The sequence below is a fragment of the Aquimarina sp. 2-A2 genome, from assembly GCF_045505135.1.
GTDB classification, from domain to species: Bacteria; Bacteroidota; Bacteroidia; order Flavobacteriales; family Flavobacteriaceae; genus Aquimarina; species Aquimarina intermedia.
The window spans coordinates 26,425-41,220 of sequence record NZ_JBJKFI010000007.1 but is presented as its reverse complement, the minus strand read 5'-3'; the positions used below and the strand labels follow the sequence as shown (position 1 = coordinate 41,220).

Here is a 14,796-nt window from a genome sequence, read left to right as displayed (position 1 = left end):
ATTTCAATTATTTAAACTAGCTGTGATAAAATTTAAAATGGATAATTAATACCTACGTTATATACTGCTTCTGTAAAATTGTATCCCTTGAACCAGCGCTGATCTTCATCATTGGCAGGATTAAAAGTTTTAAAACCTACATCAAGTCTTAAGACAAAGAAATCAAAATCATAACGAAGTCCAAGTCCGGTTCCAACAGCTATTTCTTGTAAATCCTCAGCACCCGAAAATACTGCTTCTTCTTCCTCGACATTATCAAGGACATTCCAAATATTACCAGCATCTATAAAAAAAGCGCCGTTAAGTGCACCAAGAATATTATATCGATATTCTATATTTGTTGCAATTTTCATATTCGCTTCGTTAAATTCATTACGACCACCCGTGCTACCCGGGCCCAAATCATAGGCTAGCCAAGCTCTATTGTCATTGGGACCACCTCCAAAAAAACTTCGGGCAAAGGGAATACTGTTTGCATTACCATAGGGAATTGCAATTCCGCCAAATGCGCGTAATGCAAGGACATTGCGTCGACCTAAATTCCAGTGTTTGATATAACCAATTTCTGTTTTGACATATTGAGAGAACTCAACTCCAAAGATTGTATAGCGGTCATTGGAGTTTTGAGATAATCCCGCCAAACTCGCTACAGTGCTTAAGACGTTTCCTGCTAATTCGATTTTTGCTCTTAAGCGTGAAAAATTTTCATCATAGAGATTTTCTCTGGTGTTTCTTAGAAAAGTGTAATTGGATGCAACTATTAGATTGTCCTCGGTCAATCTGTTTCTACGTTCTTGAATGTTTTTTATTTCATTTATTTGATCAGTGTTTAGATCAGGATCCGGACTCTCGCCCAGAGATTGGGATATAAAATTATTAGTACCATTTGGTATAGTTAATCTTGCGTTTTCACTCGTAATCGGGCTGGATGATTCCTGTTCGAATAACGTAGAGTTGGGATCCAGGACGTTACGGGCAATCTCATTAACGCGATTAAAGGAGGTCTCATAAATGTTAAAATAATTTTTAGTATTTAAATTTCTGACATATTGAATATTGACGAGATCTATTTGATGCGTTAGCTTGTTGGAAGGCTTCCAGATATAATTAAAAGTTCCGGAAGCATTTTGTTTATCTAAACCTATGTTTTGTTGCACATTCATACCAAACACAAGATTCGAGGTAGGAGACATGTACTTAGGGATGATCCTGGAGGTGTTTAATGGAAATAATATTCTGGGAAAACTCAGTTTTATATCTGCTCCTATTTCAGAGATATTAAAAAAACTATCGCTACCACTAGCAATGGCTGCATCCTTTGAAGATCCTACACTACCGCGCCCAGAGATTTCTAAAATCTCGGCGCCTCTAAAAATGTTTCTTATTAGCAAAGAGCCACCAAAACCAACACCAAAAGCCTGAATTTCGGACGTAGTCAAATCAAATTCAAAGTTGGCGCTGTATTTTTTTCTTGGAGTTAACAAAACATTCGCGATCAAACTACTTGAAGTGCTATCGTTCGGATCCAGTTCATATTGAATATTCGGGTATTTAAAGGTTCTAAGGTTGCTTATCTGGTTATATGTAAGCGTTCTGTCTCTATCTCTATAAATTTCACCGGGAGTAACTAGTATGGCATTGGTGATTGCCTTACGGTTATACTTAAGTTTATCAAAACTATAAATGTTATACCCTTTATAGTAAAAACTATCCTTAGGCACTTCATTTCTGTATTCGTACTTATAATCTGTGAACACGTTAACTTTACTAATCTTATGTACCTTAAAAGCTACCTTGGAAGTAGAATCTCCTTCGGTCACTTGACGGTTGTTAATAAGTAAATTCAAGTTTACTTTATGATCTGTATTGACTGTGTCTGCGTCGAATTTTATATATTCTTTTTCAAAGTGATAGAGGCCTGAGTTGCGATACACAGTAGTAATTCGATCTCTCTCGGATTCGATATCTAGTGTCTTGTATTGTTTGCCTGATACGATAGTCGATTCTTCTCTGTTCTTGCGATATATTGAATCTGCTATAGCGGATTCAATTTTTAGTTGCAGAGAATCTATAAAATATGGTTGGTGAGGTTGTGTGTAAAACTTAATTTCACCTCTTTTATCTTCACCTTTTTCAATATTATAGGCTGTTTCCACATTAAACCAACCATTATTCCAATAATATGCTTTAAGTCGTTGGGCAGATCTTTTTGCGCGGGATTCTTCAATAACCACCGGAGCCTCACCTGTAGTTTTGATCCACTCATTAAACGCTACATAGGCCGTTCCTAAACGATCTACCTGTTTTTTTGACAAGAAGTTGACTAAGCGTTCTTCTCGCTTTGGGGTCTTCTTTAGCCAATTTTGGTACGCTGAATCCGGTTCAGCCTTTGCTAGATTATAAATATGTAAACGAATGGGGATACCTAATAATTTAATATTAGGTTTTTGATACAATTGATTTTCAAGTTTTATATCATTTGTTTTAACACTATCTACGTAGATTTCATTTTTTGTAAGTAAAAATTCACCATCGGGAACTCTTTTTACTGCATTACATGATAAGATTAGTACCGTGATTACGGCAATAAATGATATTTTTGTCAACAAGTGTTTCAATTCAACAGTATTATAGGACCAAAAATACACTATTTGTATGGTTAGCAAAAACCAAAAGAAGCTAATAAAAAGTTTAAAACAAAAAAAGTATAGAAAGCAGCATAATTTATTTGTTGCCGAAGGAAAGAAAGTTATAAAAGAGCTTATAGATGCGGGTTTAACGATGCATTCACTTTTTGCCCAAGATACATCTTTTTTTGAAGTAGAACCCTCCTTGCTTTTTTCTGTGACTGCGACGGAGTTACAACAGATTACTTTTCTTACCACGCCGCAAAATGCTTTGGGTATTTTTCATATTCCTACCGCGTTAGATACAACAGATAATGGATTGATACTTGCCTTAGATGATGTTAGAGATCCCGGTAACCTAGGAACGATCATCAGATTATGTGATTGGTTTGGCGTAACGGACTTGGTTTGCTCAGATCAGACGGTGGATTGCTATAATCCTAAAGTAATACAAGCAACCATGGGATCTATTACCAGAGTGAATGTGACCTATGTGAACCTTCACGAGTTTCTTGAAGTAAAAAGCTCAGCAGGCATAGCATCTTATGGCACATTCATGGACGGAGCATCAGTGTATAAAACGACTCTTCCGTCTCAAGGAATAATAGTAATGGGAAATGAGGCGAATGGTATTTCGGCCGAAATTGAAGCGTTGGTTACTAAGCGTTTGGCAATTCCACAATTCGGTCAAGGTCAAAAAACTGAAAGTCTCAACGTGGCAACAGCTACAGCAATTATACTGAGTGAGTTTTTAAGAAGATAAATATGCTTTATTGAAAAGTAAAATTAATAAAAACTCCGCGACTTGACATTTTGTCAATTGTCGAAGTGTACGGACTATTAGGATCATTGTCTCTAACTAATTCATCACTCATCGCAAAAACTCCTCGAATAGAAGGGGTGAATTTGAAATAATAAAGATAGAAATCGATACCAAAGCCAATTTCATAGTAATTGGTATTGGTTTTAGTTCTAAACTGTCCGGCATTATTATCATCAGGATTATTTTCGTTACTGGATAGATTTAGAGAGGTTGAAATTCCACCCACAATAAAAGGTTTAAAATTATTGAGACGCTTTGTGGATATTTTTAAAAGTAATGGAATATGAACATACGTTGAGTTGATCTCTCGCAGTGCTTCGGCTTCAGAATTAAATTGTCTTCCAGAGTAAATGAGATTGCGCTTGGTAAAAGCTACCATGGGCTCTAGTCTTAAGTCCAGGTATTCATTGATACGCATATTTCCTAAAAGACCAACGTTGAAGCCTATGCCGCCTTTTTCTACAACGATATCAGTGTCCTCTGCAAATTCATTATAGTCAAAATTATAATCATAGCTATTAAAGCCTAGGATGTAACCCCAGCTAAATCTGGGTTTGTCAAAGTTTTCTAAATTTTGAACCCGCTCTTTGCTAAATAGCTGAGCACTCACATGTTGTGTAAAAGTTAAGAGTATAATCGCGAAACAAAGTCTTTTCATGTATTACAAAGTTACTAAAGCACTAGCGTGCAATGATTGGGTTAAAGTAATAAAATAATTCTGATTGAAACAATGGTTAGAATTTACTTCGTTGCTTTATAAATTGTTGAAACTCCAAAAGTTTGAGGTAGATCCTCAATATTTATAAACCCAATTTTCTTTAAAATATTGTTGAAAGCATCCCCATAAGGAAAAGCGGCAGCACTTTCACTCAAATATGCATAAGCAGATCTGTCTTTTGAGAACAATCGACCAATAACCGGTAGAATCTTTGTTGTATAAAAATTATACCCTTGTTTATAGGGTGGTTTTGTAGGGACCGAAGTTTCTAAAACCGCAAAAATTCCGCCAGGCTTCAACACACGAAATATTTCAGAGAGTCCTTTTTCTAAATTTTCAAAATTACGAACACCAAACGCCACAGTAATTGCATCAAAATAATTATCTTCATAAGGTAAAGCTTCGCTATCACCTTGTACCATAGTTATCGTACTGTCAAGTTTTTTGATGGAAACCTTTTTCTTTCCAATTTCTAACATTCCTGATGAGATATCAAGGCCTATTATTTCAGAAGCCCCGGTTTCTGCCAAATTGATAGCGAGATCCCCCGTTCCTGTTGCTACATCCAAAATACGTTGCGGTTTAGCTTTTGCGATCAATGATACCAGTCGTTTTCTCCATTTGATATCAATTCCAAGCGATATAACACGATTGAGACCGTCGTAATTACCAGAAATAGTATCAAACATTTCGGTCACCTGCTCTTTTTTGCTTCGTGAAGTATCGTTATAAGGTGTTATCTTTTCTGACATCTCATTAAATTTTTGCAAATATACAGTTTTGGATGATAAGCAGTTGGTATTTGTTATGGATTTCCACTTCGTAGGTTAGGACTTTTGTAACTTTATATGGCATGTTAGCTTTTACTAATTTGATACTAAATAAGAACATTTTAGATCATTTACGTAATATTTTAGAACTAATTTAATTTCTGTTATCTTTGTATTTCTTTATTTTTAAAATGCAACGATGCTCTCTCTTTTTGATTGCTAGGTGTATCTTAAATTGAAATAAATTTATCTATGATAAACCTGAAACAAAACAAATGAAAATTTTAATTGCCGGTGCTGGTGAGGTTGGATTTCATTTGGCTAAGTTACTCTCTTTTGAATCTCAAAATATTACCTTAATCGATACCAATAAAGATAGTCTGAGTTATGCGGATACGCATTTGGATATTCGGGTTATTAAGGGAGACGCAACGTCTATTGCTATCTTAAAAGAAGCAAAGGTTGATGAGGCAGATATGGTTATAGGGGTTACCGAAAGTGAAACTACTAATATTACTATTTGTGTGCTTGCTAAACAATTGGGCGCGAAGCGAACGATAGCACGTATCTCAAATACAGAGTTTATAGAGAATAAAGAAGAGGTTGGTTTCTTTAGATTTGGAATCGATGAATTAATTTCGCCGGAAGCTTTGGCTGCCAGTGAAATTGAGTTATTGTTAAATCAATCTGCTTTCAATGATAGTTATGAGTTTGAGAATGGTGCACTCACAATGGTTGGTACAAGTTTATCAGATAAAGCGTTAATCGTTGGGAAAACCGTAAGTCAAGCTGCTGAGATTTTTCAGGAATTACATTTTATGCCTATCGCAATACAGCGTTATGGGACGCAATATACGTTGATTCCTAGAGGTGATACTGTTTTTAAAGAAGGAGACCAAGTCTATTTTGTAACTTCTCTCGGTGGTGTTGATGAGTTGTATAAACTGACAGGCAAGTTCAAAGAACAGATACGTAATGTAATGATTTTGGGCGGTAGTAAGATTGGTCTTAAGACTACTCAAGATCTGTGTGATCATAAGTTTAGAGTAAAATTGATCGAAAATGATAAGGAGAAGGCTTTTGATTTGGCAGATGATTGTCCTAATGCCTTGATCATTAATGGTGATGGGAGAAACGTGGAGCTTTTAGAAGAAGAAGGCATTGGTGAGATGGATGCTTTTATAGCAGTTACCGGAAACTCTGAAACTAATATTATGTCATGTTTGGTGGCAAAATCGAAAGGAGTTCGTAAAACGATAGCTTTGGTTGAAAACATGGATTATTTTCAGTTATCACATTCCATCGGGATCGATACGCTTATTAACAAAAAGTTGTTAGCTGCAAATAATATTTTCAGATTTATTAGAAAAGGTGACGTGGTTGCTATGACAAAGCTTAACAACATGAATGCAGAGTTGTTGGAATTTATAGTAAAGCCTACCTCAGAGGTTAGTGACAATCTTATTAAGGACTTAGATTTTCCCCGTTCTGCTGTAATTGCAGGTGTAATTAGGGATGGGAAGGGAGTTATTCCTTTAGGAGACTTCTATATCAAAGCGGGAGACAGGGTGGTAGTGTGTTGTTTGCCTAAATCAATTAAGAAAATTGAAAAACTCTTTCTATAGGCATGTCCAAACTTAACTATCAAATAATATCACATATTATGGGGCTATTGTTGCTTTGTAATGGTGGGTTTATGCTTATTGCTACAATTGTAAGTCTGATCTGTGATGATGGGGTAACTACAGAGATCATGCTCGCCTCACTTGCAACCATGTTTGTGGGCATTGTGCTTATGTTCTTGACGAGGGATCATCAAAAGAAAATAAATAAACGCGAGGGTTATATTGTAGTAACATTTGGCTGGATACTGATGTCTCTTAGTGGAACTTTACCTTATATCTTTTCTGGTGCGATTCCTAATTTTACCAATGCATTTTTTGAGACAATGTCAGGGTATACAACAACCGGAGCTTCAATTCTCAATGACATAGAGATCATACCTAAAGGTGTTTTATTCTGGAGAAGTTTAACGCATTGGATCGGCGGAATGGGTATTATCGTGTTGGCTATAGCAATACTACCTCTTTTAGGTATTGGTGGAATGCAGTTATTTGCTGCCGAAGCACCCGGACCTAATGCTGATAAGCTACATCCGAGAATTACGGATACAGCAAAACGTTTATGGTATATATATGTTGGGTATACTGCCGCTGAAACTGTATTGCTAAAATTAGCAGGAATGAGCTTTTTTGATGCGATCAATCACTCCTTAAGTACGCTGTCGACTGGTGGATTCTCTACAAAGAATACAAGCGTAGCGTATTGGAATGACCAGCCTTTGATACAATATATTATTATATTATTTATGTTTTTGGCGGGCGCCAATTTTGTACTTAGTTATTTTGGATTTAAGGGTAAAGTTCAAAAAATTATTAAGGATGAAGAGTTTAAGCTCTATTCGTTTTTTATTGTAATATTTTCCTTGATTTCGGCAGTAATTATATATTATAAAGCAGATGTTTCCTTATCATTGATAGATCATCCTATGGTTTGGGGAGAGGCAGAAAGTGCTTTTCGCCACGCATTGTTTCAAGTGCTTGCTGTCGTTACCACGACCGGATTTGTAAGCGCTGATTTTACCTTGTGGTCGCCGTTTCTAAAAGTTTTTTTCTTTGGATTAATGTTTTTAGGAGGATCTGCCGGCTCTACAGCGGGTGGGATGAAAGTAGTAAGACATCTTATAACAATACGAAATGGGGTGATGGAGTTCAAACGTACACTACATCCCAATGCTATCATCCCGGTACGTTATAATAAAAAGTCTGTATCCAAAGAAATTGTGTTTAATATCCTAGCCTTTTTTATACTTTACATGTTGGCCTTTATCATTGGTTCATTGGTTTTAGGAGCTTTAGGGTTAGATTTTGAAACTGCAATTGGTGGAGCAGCCTCTTCATTGGGTAATGTGGGGCCCGCGTTTGGAAAATTAAGCCCGGTAAACAATTTTGATGTCTTGCCGGCATTCGGAAAATGGTGGTGTTCCTTCCTAATGCTTATCGGTAGATTAGAATTGTTTACCGTGCTGATACTTCTGACTCCGTTCTTTTGGAGAAACAGATAATTTTATAATGTTTACTGCATTTCAAAAGGGCTGTAGGAGTGTGGGTTAGTTTGCCATAAACGAGCAACCTTTTTTACAGTATCCTTTACTTTGCCTGTGATTTTTCCAAGGTGTTCCTGTTCGATAAAGAAAATGTCTAAAATGGATTGATAGTATTTGATAAAATTCTTGTCAAATTCTTTTTCCGGACTGATGTCTAAAATTTCTGAATCCGTCTTTCGAACCTTAAAATTTTCCTTAAAAATGTGTAGCACGTTGGTTTGTACGATGCGTTCTTTTTCTTTAATATCCATAACATGGTGTTTTATTTGGTTAATAACACTTCTTATTTGGATAAGCCAACGTATTTCTTAAATCTAAAAAATAAACTAATGTTTTAATAGTTTATTTAAGGGGTATTCGGGAAAGTATGATACAAATATACTTTAATTAGTTATTGAATGTATTCTGTAATTCATAAAAAAAGTTTAAAACTTCTCTTTTATCTACTAAAAAAGCGCCAAAAATCTTACGATTCGTAGCGCTTTAAATAGAATGATGTATCAAGTGTTAACTTACTGCTGCTTTTATACGAGCTAAAGCTTCCTTAATTTGTTCTTGACTGGCTGCGTAAGACAGACGAATGCATTGGGGATTACCAAAAGCTTCTCCGGTAACCGTAGCCACGTTTGCGTGTTCTAACAAGTACATTGAAAAATCGGTGGCATTATTAATAGTTGTCCCATTTAAATTTTTTCCGAAGAAATAAGAAATATTTGGAAAAACATAAAATGCTCCTTCCGGAGTATTGCTTTCAAAGCCCTCGATGTCACGAAGTAATTTTAATACCAATTCTCTTCTGTTTTTAAACTCATCCACCATATACTTTATATTGCTTACGGGAGATTCTAAGGCGGTGATTACGGCGCGTTGTGCAATACAATTCGCGCCACTGGTTACCTGACCTTGTATTTTATTACACGCTCGTGCAATTGTTGCAGGAGCACCGATGTAACCAATTCTCCATCCGGTCATTGCAAACGCTTTGGCCACTCCATTGACAGTCACTGTTCTTTCATACATGTCTTCAAACTGAGCCATGGATGTATGTCCACCAACATAATTGATGTGCTCATAGATCTCATCGCTTACGACAACAATTTCGGGATATTTCTGAAGCACGTCTGCAAGCGCTCTCAGCTCCTGTTTACTGTATATGGATCCGCTGGGATTACAAGGAGAGCTGTACCAAATCATCTTAGTTTTTGATGTAATGGCCGCCTCTAATTGAGCGGGTGTCATTTTGAAGTCATTATCAATAGAAGTGGTAACTTCTACCGGAATTCCACCAGCAAGTTTAATTATATCACTATAGCTCACCCAATACGGACATGGCAATATAACTTCATCCCCAGGATTAATGCAAACCTGTGCTATGTTATACAACGCCTGTTTGGCACCAGTAGAGACAACGACTTGTGATCGATCGTAGCTGATACCATTGTCACGGTTAAACTTAGTGATGATAGCATCTTTTAACTCTACATACCCATCAACTGGAGTGTAGGAATTGTAATTGTCATTTACAGCTTGTATAGCTGCGTCTTTGATGTAATCAGGAGTATTAAAATCCGGTTCTCCAAGGCTGAGTCCAATAATGTCTTTGCCTTCAGCTTTTAATTCTCTTGTTTTTGCTGCCATTGCAAGCGTAGCGGATGCAGCCAGATTGTTAATTCTGTCTGAGAGTTGTATACTCATTATGATTGGTGAATAAAGGTTAGCGATTATATTGCGGGTTTCATCCCCATTTCTTTTAAATGTCTGAAATGCGCCATTATGGCTTTACGCGTACTTTTGTACTCGTGATAAGGTAGATTGAATTCTAAAGCAGTTTGTTTAACAATCTTAGAAATCTTGGTATAGTGAACATGACTAATATGAGGAAAAATGTGATGTTCGACTTGATGGTTTAAACCACCGGTAAACCAATTTACGATTTTGTTTTTTGTTGAAAAGTTTACTGTCGTAAATAGTTGATGGATAGCCCAAGTATTTTTCATGCTCCCTGTATTATCAGGTAATGGCATCTCCGTTGCTTCAACTATATGCGCTAACTGAAATACGATGCTGAGAATTAATCCGGCAACATAATGCATGATAAAGAAACCAATAAGAATTTTCCACCAGGCGATAGATAAGATTAGCATTGGGATTACAATCCATATTAAAACATAAATAATTTTAGTGATCACAACATTGCTCCATTGCTTCCATGCCGTGGGTAGTTTTCCGTAGGATAGCTTACGGGACAGGTATCGCTTAGTTTGTTTAAAATCAGTAGTCAAAGCCCAGTTAAATGTAAGGAGACCGTATAAGAACACTGAATAATATTGTTGAAATTTATGAAAGCGTCTCCATTGAGCATGCTTTGTAAATCGAATGATTCTGCCCGCATCAAGATCTTCATCATGTCCGTGAATGTTCGTATAGGTATGGTGTAAAACATTGTGCTGTACTTGCCAGTTATATACATTACCTGCCAAAATATAGAGACTGCTGCCCATTAGTTTGTTTAACCACTTTTTTGACGAATAGGAACCATGATTACCATCATGCATAACGTTCATACCAACTCCTGCCATACCAATCCCCATAACCACAGTCAATAGCAGCATCCACCATTGTGAAATGTCTAAAGTAAGGATTAAGAAATACGGGCTCAAGAATAATGAGAACATGACAATGGTTTTCAGATAAAGTCTCCAATTACCAGTTCGTTTAATATTATTCTCCTTAAAGTAGGTGTTTACACGCTTGTTGAGTGTTCTGAAAAACTTGGCAGAATCACTTCGGCTAAAGTGTATGTTGGGTGTAGTCATGGGATGTAAATTTATGACATAACGGTGTTTACCATTAAATGTTTGTAAATTTAAGTATTATATTTTTTAAAGTTCTTAAAAGTATAAATTTTATAATGTTAAGATGTATTTTTGCCGACTAATAAAAAGGCCAATGGACGAGATTTTAAAATATTTTCCGGATATAACCGAAGAGCAGCAGGATCAATTTAATAGGTTAGAAGCTTTGTACTTTGAGTGGAATGCGAAGATAAATGTAATATCAAGAAAGGATATAGAAACCTTATATACCAGACATGTGTTGCATTCGCTTGGGATCGCAAAAATTCTTCAGTTTAAGCCAGGAACCTCTGTGCTTGATGTTGGTACTGGTGGTGGTTTTCCCGGGATACCATTGGCAATTCTTTTTCCTGAAACCAGCTTTTATCTTGTAGATGTCATAGCAAAAAAAATCAAAGTTGTAAATGAGGTAGCCAATAGTCTTGGATTGAGTAATGTAAAGGCTGAACAACGCAGAGCGGGTACATTTGAGGAGCGTTTTGATTTTATCGTGAGTAGGGCTGTCACCAATATGCCGGATTTTGTCTCATGGATCCGTAAAAATATCAAAAAGAAAAATCAACATGAACTGGCCAATGGTATTTTATACTTAAAAGGTGGAGATCTTACAGAAGAATTGTCCATGTTTCCAAAAGCTGTAGAATATCAGTTATCTGATTATTTTGAGGAAGAATTTTTTGAAACAAAAAAAGTGGTGTATCTACCTGTGAAATATAAGTTGTAGGTATAGAGGTGCGGTTGTAATCTTAAAAAGAGTTGTTTGTTGAATTAGTTATCAAGTCGCATTTCTATGATATGACTTTTGAACCCAACTTTTTCGTATGCGTTTATTGCTCTTGGGTTTTCCGAATACACCGTTAATCTAATTTCAGTAATATTTTGATTTTGAAACCATTCTGTAAGAGCTTTTAAAATTTGTTGACTTACGCCTTTTCCTCTAGAGTTTTCTTCTACATAAATAAAGCCAATATACCCTAATAGATCGGTTTTAAAATATGGCTTTCTTTCTCTTATTTGTCCGTAACCACTCCCTATAAGCTGACCTTCTGCTTCTGCTACCAGAACCTGTGTATCTTTTTGATCAATGTAAGAGGCAATGTCATAGTAACTGATTTTCTTATCCTGAATCAAAGTTCTGTCCATAGGTCTTTCGGTACGAATAATCTCTTGTTCAAAATCTAGTAGCGTTTCAAGATCTTTTTGTGTAGCTTCTCTAATAAGTAGTTCTTTCATACAGATAAATTTATAAATAAAAAACCGCATAATTAGAGCTAATTATGCGGTTAATATTAGGAAATCTTTTTTTTACTCTCCCAAAAAAGGATATCTATAATCCACCGGAGTAACAAAAGTTTCTTTAATTGTACGAGGAGAAACCCATCGTAACAGATTCAGGTAAGAACCTGCTTTGTCATTGGTTCCTGATGCGCGCGCGCCTCCAAACGGTTGCTGACCTACAACAGCTCCTGTTGGTTTATCATTGATATAGAAGTTACCTGCTGCGTTTTGAAGTGCCTTTGTAGCTTCGGCTGCCGCATAACGATCTCTTGAGAAAATAGCGCCTGTTAAAGCATATTCACTCGTTCCGTCAACCAATTTTAAGGTTTTGTTCCAGTCTTTATCTTCATAAACATAAATAGTGATTACAGGGCCAAAAAGCTCTGTACACATCGTTGTATATTTAGGATCTTTAGCAAGAATAACGGTAGGTTCTATAAAATAACCTTTGGACTTATCATGGTTTCCTCCCACAATAATTTCTGCATCAGTATCAGTTTTTGCCTGATCTATATATTTTGCAAGCTTATCAAAAGAACCTTCGTGAATTACAGCGGTAATAAAATTACCCATATCTTCAGGAGATCCCATTTTGAAGGATTTTACGTCTTCAATGACATAGTTTTTAACATCTTCCCACATGCTCTTTGGTATGTAAGCTCTAGAAGCAGCACTACATTTCTGACCTTGAAATTCAAAAGCTCCACGAGAAATTCCTGTAGCAACTTGTTTTGCATTAGCACTTGGATGCGCAACAATAAAATCCTTTCCTCCGGTTTCACCAACGATTCTAGGATATGTTTTATATGTATTAATGTTAGCGCCAATTTTGGACCAAATATCTTTAAATACATGCGTGCTCCCTGTAAAATGTACTCCTGAGAAATCAGGACTAGCTAATACCGTATCTGTAATCATTACCGGATCACCATATACCACATTGATAACACCTTCCGGTACACCTGCTTCTCTAAAAATATCTATGATCACTTTTGCAGAATAGATTTGACTGTCACTAGGTTTCCAGATGACGGTATTCCCCATCAATGCAGCACTAGCTGGTAAATTTCCAGCAATAGCAGTAAAGTTAAATGGAGTAATTGCATAAACGAACCCTTCTAACGGGCGATATTCTAAACGATTCCAAGCGCCCGAGGTGGATGCAGGTTGATCGTTATAAATCTGTGTCATGAATTCTACATTAAAACGTAGAAAATCAATTAGTTCGCAAGCAGCATCTATTTCTGCCTGAAAAATGTTCTTCGATTGCGCCAACATCGTTGCAGCGTTAATCTTAGCTCGGTAAGGGCCTGCAATAAGCTCGGCAGCTTTCAAAAATACAGCTGCACGTTGTTCCCATACAAGATCTGCCCATTCTGTTCTAGCTTCGAGTGCGGTATCAATAGCCTCTTGAACATGTTTCTTTTGAGCTTTATGGTAGGTTCCTAAAACATGTTTATGATCGTGAGGAGGTGACATCGTTCCCGTGTCTCCTGTCTTTATTTCCTCACCATTGATATATAAAGGCACCTCTACTGTGCTGTTGTACATTTCTTTATATGTAGCAAGTACTTCTTCGCGTTCTGGGGTTCCAGGAGCATATGATTTTACCGGCTCGTTAATTGCGGTAGGTACTTGAAAAAAACCTTTTCCCATGTTAAGATATTTTTTATGTGTTAGTAACTTGGTCGACAAAGATAGAAAATTAATAAGGCTTATACTTGGTTTAACTTTTATTAATACCTGCTGAGCTCAACTTTTTTTTGTAAGTTTCGTAGCTTTAAAACGACAAATCTACCCATGTGTACAGTAACCTTAATTAAAAAGCCTAATAAGGGTTTTATTCTCACGTCTAATAGAGACGAAGCCATTAATCGACAAACGCTTGCTCCTAATAGGTATAAGGATAATGATCATGAATTGATTTATCCAAAGGACATGTTGGCCGGAGGTACATGGATTGGCATAAGTGATAATAATAGTATGGTTTGTCTTTTGAACGGAGGTAATGATAGGCATATTTCCAAGCCTCCTTATAGATTAAGTAGAGGTGTAGTGGTAAAAGATTTGTTACGCGCTGAAAATTTATTAGAGAGGTTACGATCTTTTAATTATCAAGGTATAGAGCCATTCACGGTTGTAGCCGCGCAATGGAAAGGTGAACATGAATTTTATGAACTTGTCTGGGATGGTGTGCAATCAAATATAACTTCATTAGATGCTTCTACATACATATGGTCTTCTTCTACGCTATATGATCAAAATGCAAAAAAAACACGTGAATTTTGGTTTGAAAATTTTTTAAAACAAAAAGATACAAGTCCTGAGAAGATTTTAGAATTTCACAAGACAGCAGGTCAAGGGGATAAGAATATTGGACTGCAAATAGATCGTGGATTTTTAAAAACCCGAAGTGTTGCTCAAATTATGAAAACTTCTCAAGAATTATCGATGCGGTATGAAGATTTGATTGATACAAGCTCATTGGTAACCTATTGTTCGTTGCAAGATGCTTCACCTGAGGTTATTTCTAAATAGGAGAGGTATTAAATTAGTTAA

Annotated in this window: 13 protein-coding genes; 5 read left to right on the top strand and 8 right to left on the bottom strand. The window is 36.3% G+C overall.

Annotated features, from left to right (window positions below):
• Window positions 1-32: 32 nt before the first annotated feature.
• On the bottom strand, window positions 33-2,606 hold the full coding sequence (locus ACJRPK_RS15115) for a BamA/TamA family outer membrane protein (protein ID WP_407141191.1): 2,574 nt from the start codon (window positions 2,604-2,606) through the stop codon (window positions 33-35).
• A 49-nt stretch (window positions 2,607-2,655) separates the two neighbouring features.
• Between ACJRPK_RS15115 and ACJRPK_RS15110 the strand changes: the two genes are divergently transcribed.
• A complete protein-coding gene (locus ACJRPK_RS15110; protein WP_407141190.1) occupies window positions 2,656-3,390 on the top strand; it encodes a TrmH family RNA methyltransferase in 735 nt (244 codons plus the stop codon).
• A 7-nt stretch (window positions 3,391-3,397) separates the two neighbouring features.
• On the opposite strand, the gene ACJRPK_RS15105 is transcribed toward ACJRPK_RS15110, so the two are convergent.
• Together ACJRPK_RS15105 and ubiE are read right to left on the bottom strand one after the other, a co-directional pair.
• Complete coding sequence (locus ACJRPK_RS15105; protein WP_148781459.1) at window positions 3,398-4,108, bottom strand: porin family protein; 711 nt, start codon at window positions 4,106-4,108, stop codon at window positions 3,398-3,400.
• 83 nt (window positions 4,109-4,191) lie between these two features.
• Window positions 4,192-4,920 carry a bifunctional demethylmenaquinone methyltransferase/2-methoxy-6-polyprenyl-1,4-benzoquinol methylase UbiE gene (gene ubiE / locus ACJRPK_RS15100; protein WP_407141188.1) on the bottom strand — a complete coding sequence of 243 codons (729 nt, stop codon included), beginning with the start codon at window positions 4,918-4,920 and terminating at the stop codon, window positions 4,192-4,194.
• Window positions 4,921-5,213: 293 nt separating this feature from the next.
• On the opposite strand from ubiE, the gene trkA reads away from it, so the two are divergent.
• Together trkA and ACJRPK_RS15090 are read left to right on the top strand one after the other, a co-directional pair.
• The gene (gene trkA / locus ACJRPK_RS15095) at window positions 5,214-6,563 is read left to right on the top strand and encodes a Trk system potassium transporter TrkA (protein ID WP_148781457.1); all 1,350 of its coding nucleotides are present in this window, start codon (window positions 5,214-5,216) and stop codon (window positions 6,561-6,563) included.
• A 2-nt stretch (window positions 6,564-6,565) separates the two neighbouring features.
• A complete protein-coding gene (locus ACJRPK_RS15090) occupies window positions 6,566-8,062 on the top strand; it encodes a TrkH family potassium uptake protein (RefSeq protein ID WP_407141186.1) in 1,497 nt (498 codons plus the stop codon).
• 11 nt (window positions 8,063-8,073) lie between these two features.
• On the opposite strand, the gene ACJRPK_RS15085 is transcribed toward ACJRPK_RS15090, so the two are convergent.
• From ACJRPK_RS15085 to ACJRPK_RS15075, 3 genes are all read right to left on the bottom strand, one after another.
• The gene (locus ACJRPK_RS15085; RefSeq protein ID WP_407141184.1) at window positions 8,074-8,355 is read right to left on the bottom strand and encodes a hypothetical protein; all 282 of its coding nucleotides are present in this window, start codon (window positions 8,353-8,355) and stop codon (window positions 8,074-8,076) included.
• Window positions 8,356-8,611: 256 nt separating this feature from the next.
• Window positions 8,612-9,799: a pyridoxal phosphate-dependent aminotransferase gene (locus ACJRPK_RS15080; RefSeq protein ID WP_407141182.1), complete on the bottom strand. Its 1,188-nt coding sequence runs from the start codon at window positions 9,797-9,799 to the stop codon at window positions 8,612-8,614.
• A gap of 26 nt (window positions 9,800-9,825) precedes the next feature.
• A complete protein-coding gene (locus ACJRPK_RS15075; RefSeq protein WP_148781453.1) occupies window positions 9,826-10,920 on the bottom strand; it encodes an acyl-CoA desaturase in 1,095 nt (364 codons plus the stop codon).
• A gap of 133 nt (window positions 10,921-11,053) precedes the next feature.
• On the opposite strand from ACJRPK_RS15075, the gene rsmG reads away from it, so the two are divergent.
• Window positions 11,054-11,683, top strand: a complete 630-nt coding sequence (rsmG, locus tag ACJRPK_RS15070) for a 16S rRNA (guanine(527)-N(7))-methyltransferase RsmG (protein ID WP_407141180.1) — start codon at window positions 11,054-11,056, stop codon at window positions 11,681-11,683.
• Window positions 11,684-11,727: 44 nt separating this feature from the next.
• Here the strand turns inward: rsmG and ACJRPK_RS15065 are convergent, their stop codons facing one another.
• Both ACJRPK_RS15065 and pruA read right to left on the bottom strand, forming a co-directional pair.
• Entirely contained in the window at window positions 11,728-12,192 is a 465-nt protein-coding gene (locus ACJRPK_RS15065) for a GNAT family N-acetyltransferase (protein WP_407141178.1), read from the bottom strand.
• 72 nt (window positions 12,193-12,264) lie between these two features.
• On the bottom strand, window positions 12,265-13,893 hold the full coding sequence (gene pruA, locus ACJRPK_RS15060; protein ID WP_407141177.1) for an L-glutamate gamma-semialdehyde dehydrogenase: 1,629 nt from the start codon (window positions 13,891-13,893) through the stop codon (window positions 12,265-12,267).
• 144 nt (window positions 13,894-14,037) lie between these two features.
• Between pruA and ACJRPK_RS15055 the strand changes: the two genes are divergently transcribed.
• The gene (locus ACJRPK_RS15055) at window positions 14,038-14,775 is read left to right on the top strand and encodes an NRDE family protein (protein ID WP_407141175.1); all 738 of its coding nucleotides are present in this window, start codon (window positions 14,038-14,040) and stop codon (window positions 14,773-14,775) included.
• Window positions 14,776-14,796 lie beyond the last annotated feature (21 nt).

Coding starts and splice junctions, on each gene's coding strand:
- ACJRPK_RS15110 (WP_407141190.1), top strand. CDS start 2,656: ATGGTTAGCAAAAACCAAAAGAAGCTAATAAAAAGTTTAAAACAAAAA.
- ACJRPK_RS15105 (WP_148781459.1), bottom strand. CDS start 4,108: ATGAAAAGACTTTGTTTCGCGATTATACTCTTAACTTTTACACAACAT.
- ubiE (WP_407141188.1), bottom strand. CDS start 4,920: ATGTCAGAAAAGATAACACCTTATAACGATACTTCACGAAGCAAAAAA.
- trkA (WP_148781457.1), top strand. CDS start 5,214: ATGAAAATTTTAATTGCCGGTGCTGGTGAGGTTGGATTTCATTTGGCT.
- ACJRPK_RS15090 (WP_407141186.1), top strand. CDS start 6,566: ATGTCCAAACTTAACTATCAAATAATATCACATATTATGGGGCTATTG.
- ACJRPK_RS15085 (WP_407141184.1), bottom strand. CDS start 8,355: ATGGATATTAAAGAAAAAGAACGCATCGTACAAACCAACGTGCTACAC.
- ACJRPK_RS15080 (WP_407141182.1), bottom strand. CDS start 9,799: ATGAGTATACAACTCTCAGACAGAATTAACAATCTGGCTGCATCCGCT.
- ACJRPK_RS15075 (WP_148781453.1), bottom strand. CDS start 10,920: ATGACTACACCCAACATACACTTTAGCCGAAGTGATTCTGCCAAGTTT.
- rsmG (WP_407141180.1), top strand. CDS start 11,054: ATGGACGAGATTTTAAAATATTTTCCGGATATAACCGAAGAGCAGCAG.
- ACJRPK_RS15065 (WP_407141178.1), bottom strand. CDS start 12,192: ATGAAAGAACTACTTATTAGAGAAGCTACACAAAAAGATCTTGAAACG.
- pruA (WP_407141177.1), bottom strand. CDS start 13,893: ATGGGAAAAGGTTTTTTTCAAGTACCTACCGCAATTAACGAGCCGGTA.
- ACJRPK_RS15055 (WP_407141175.1), top strand. CDS start 14,038: ATGTGTACAGTAACCTTAATTAAAAAGCCTAATAAGGGTTTTATTCTC.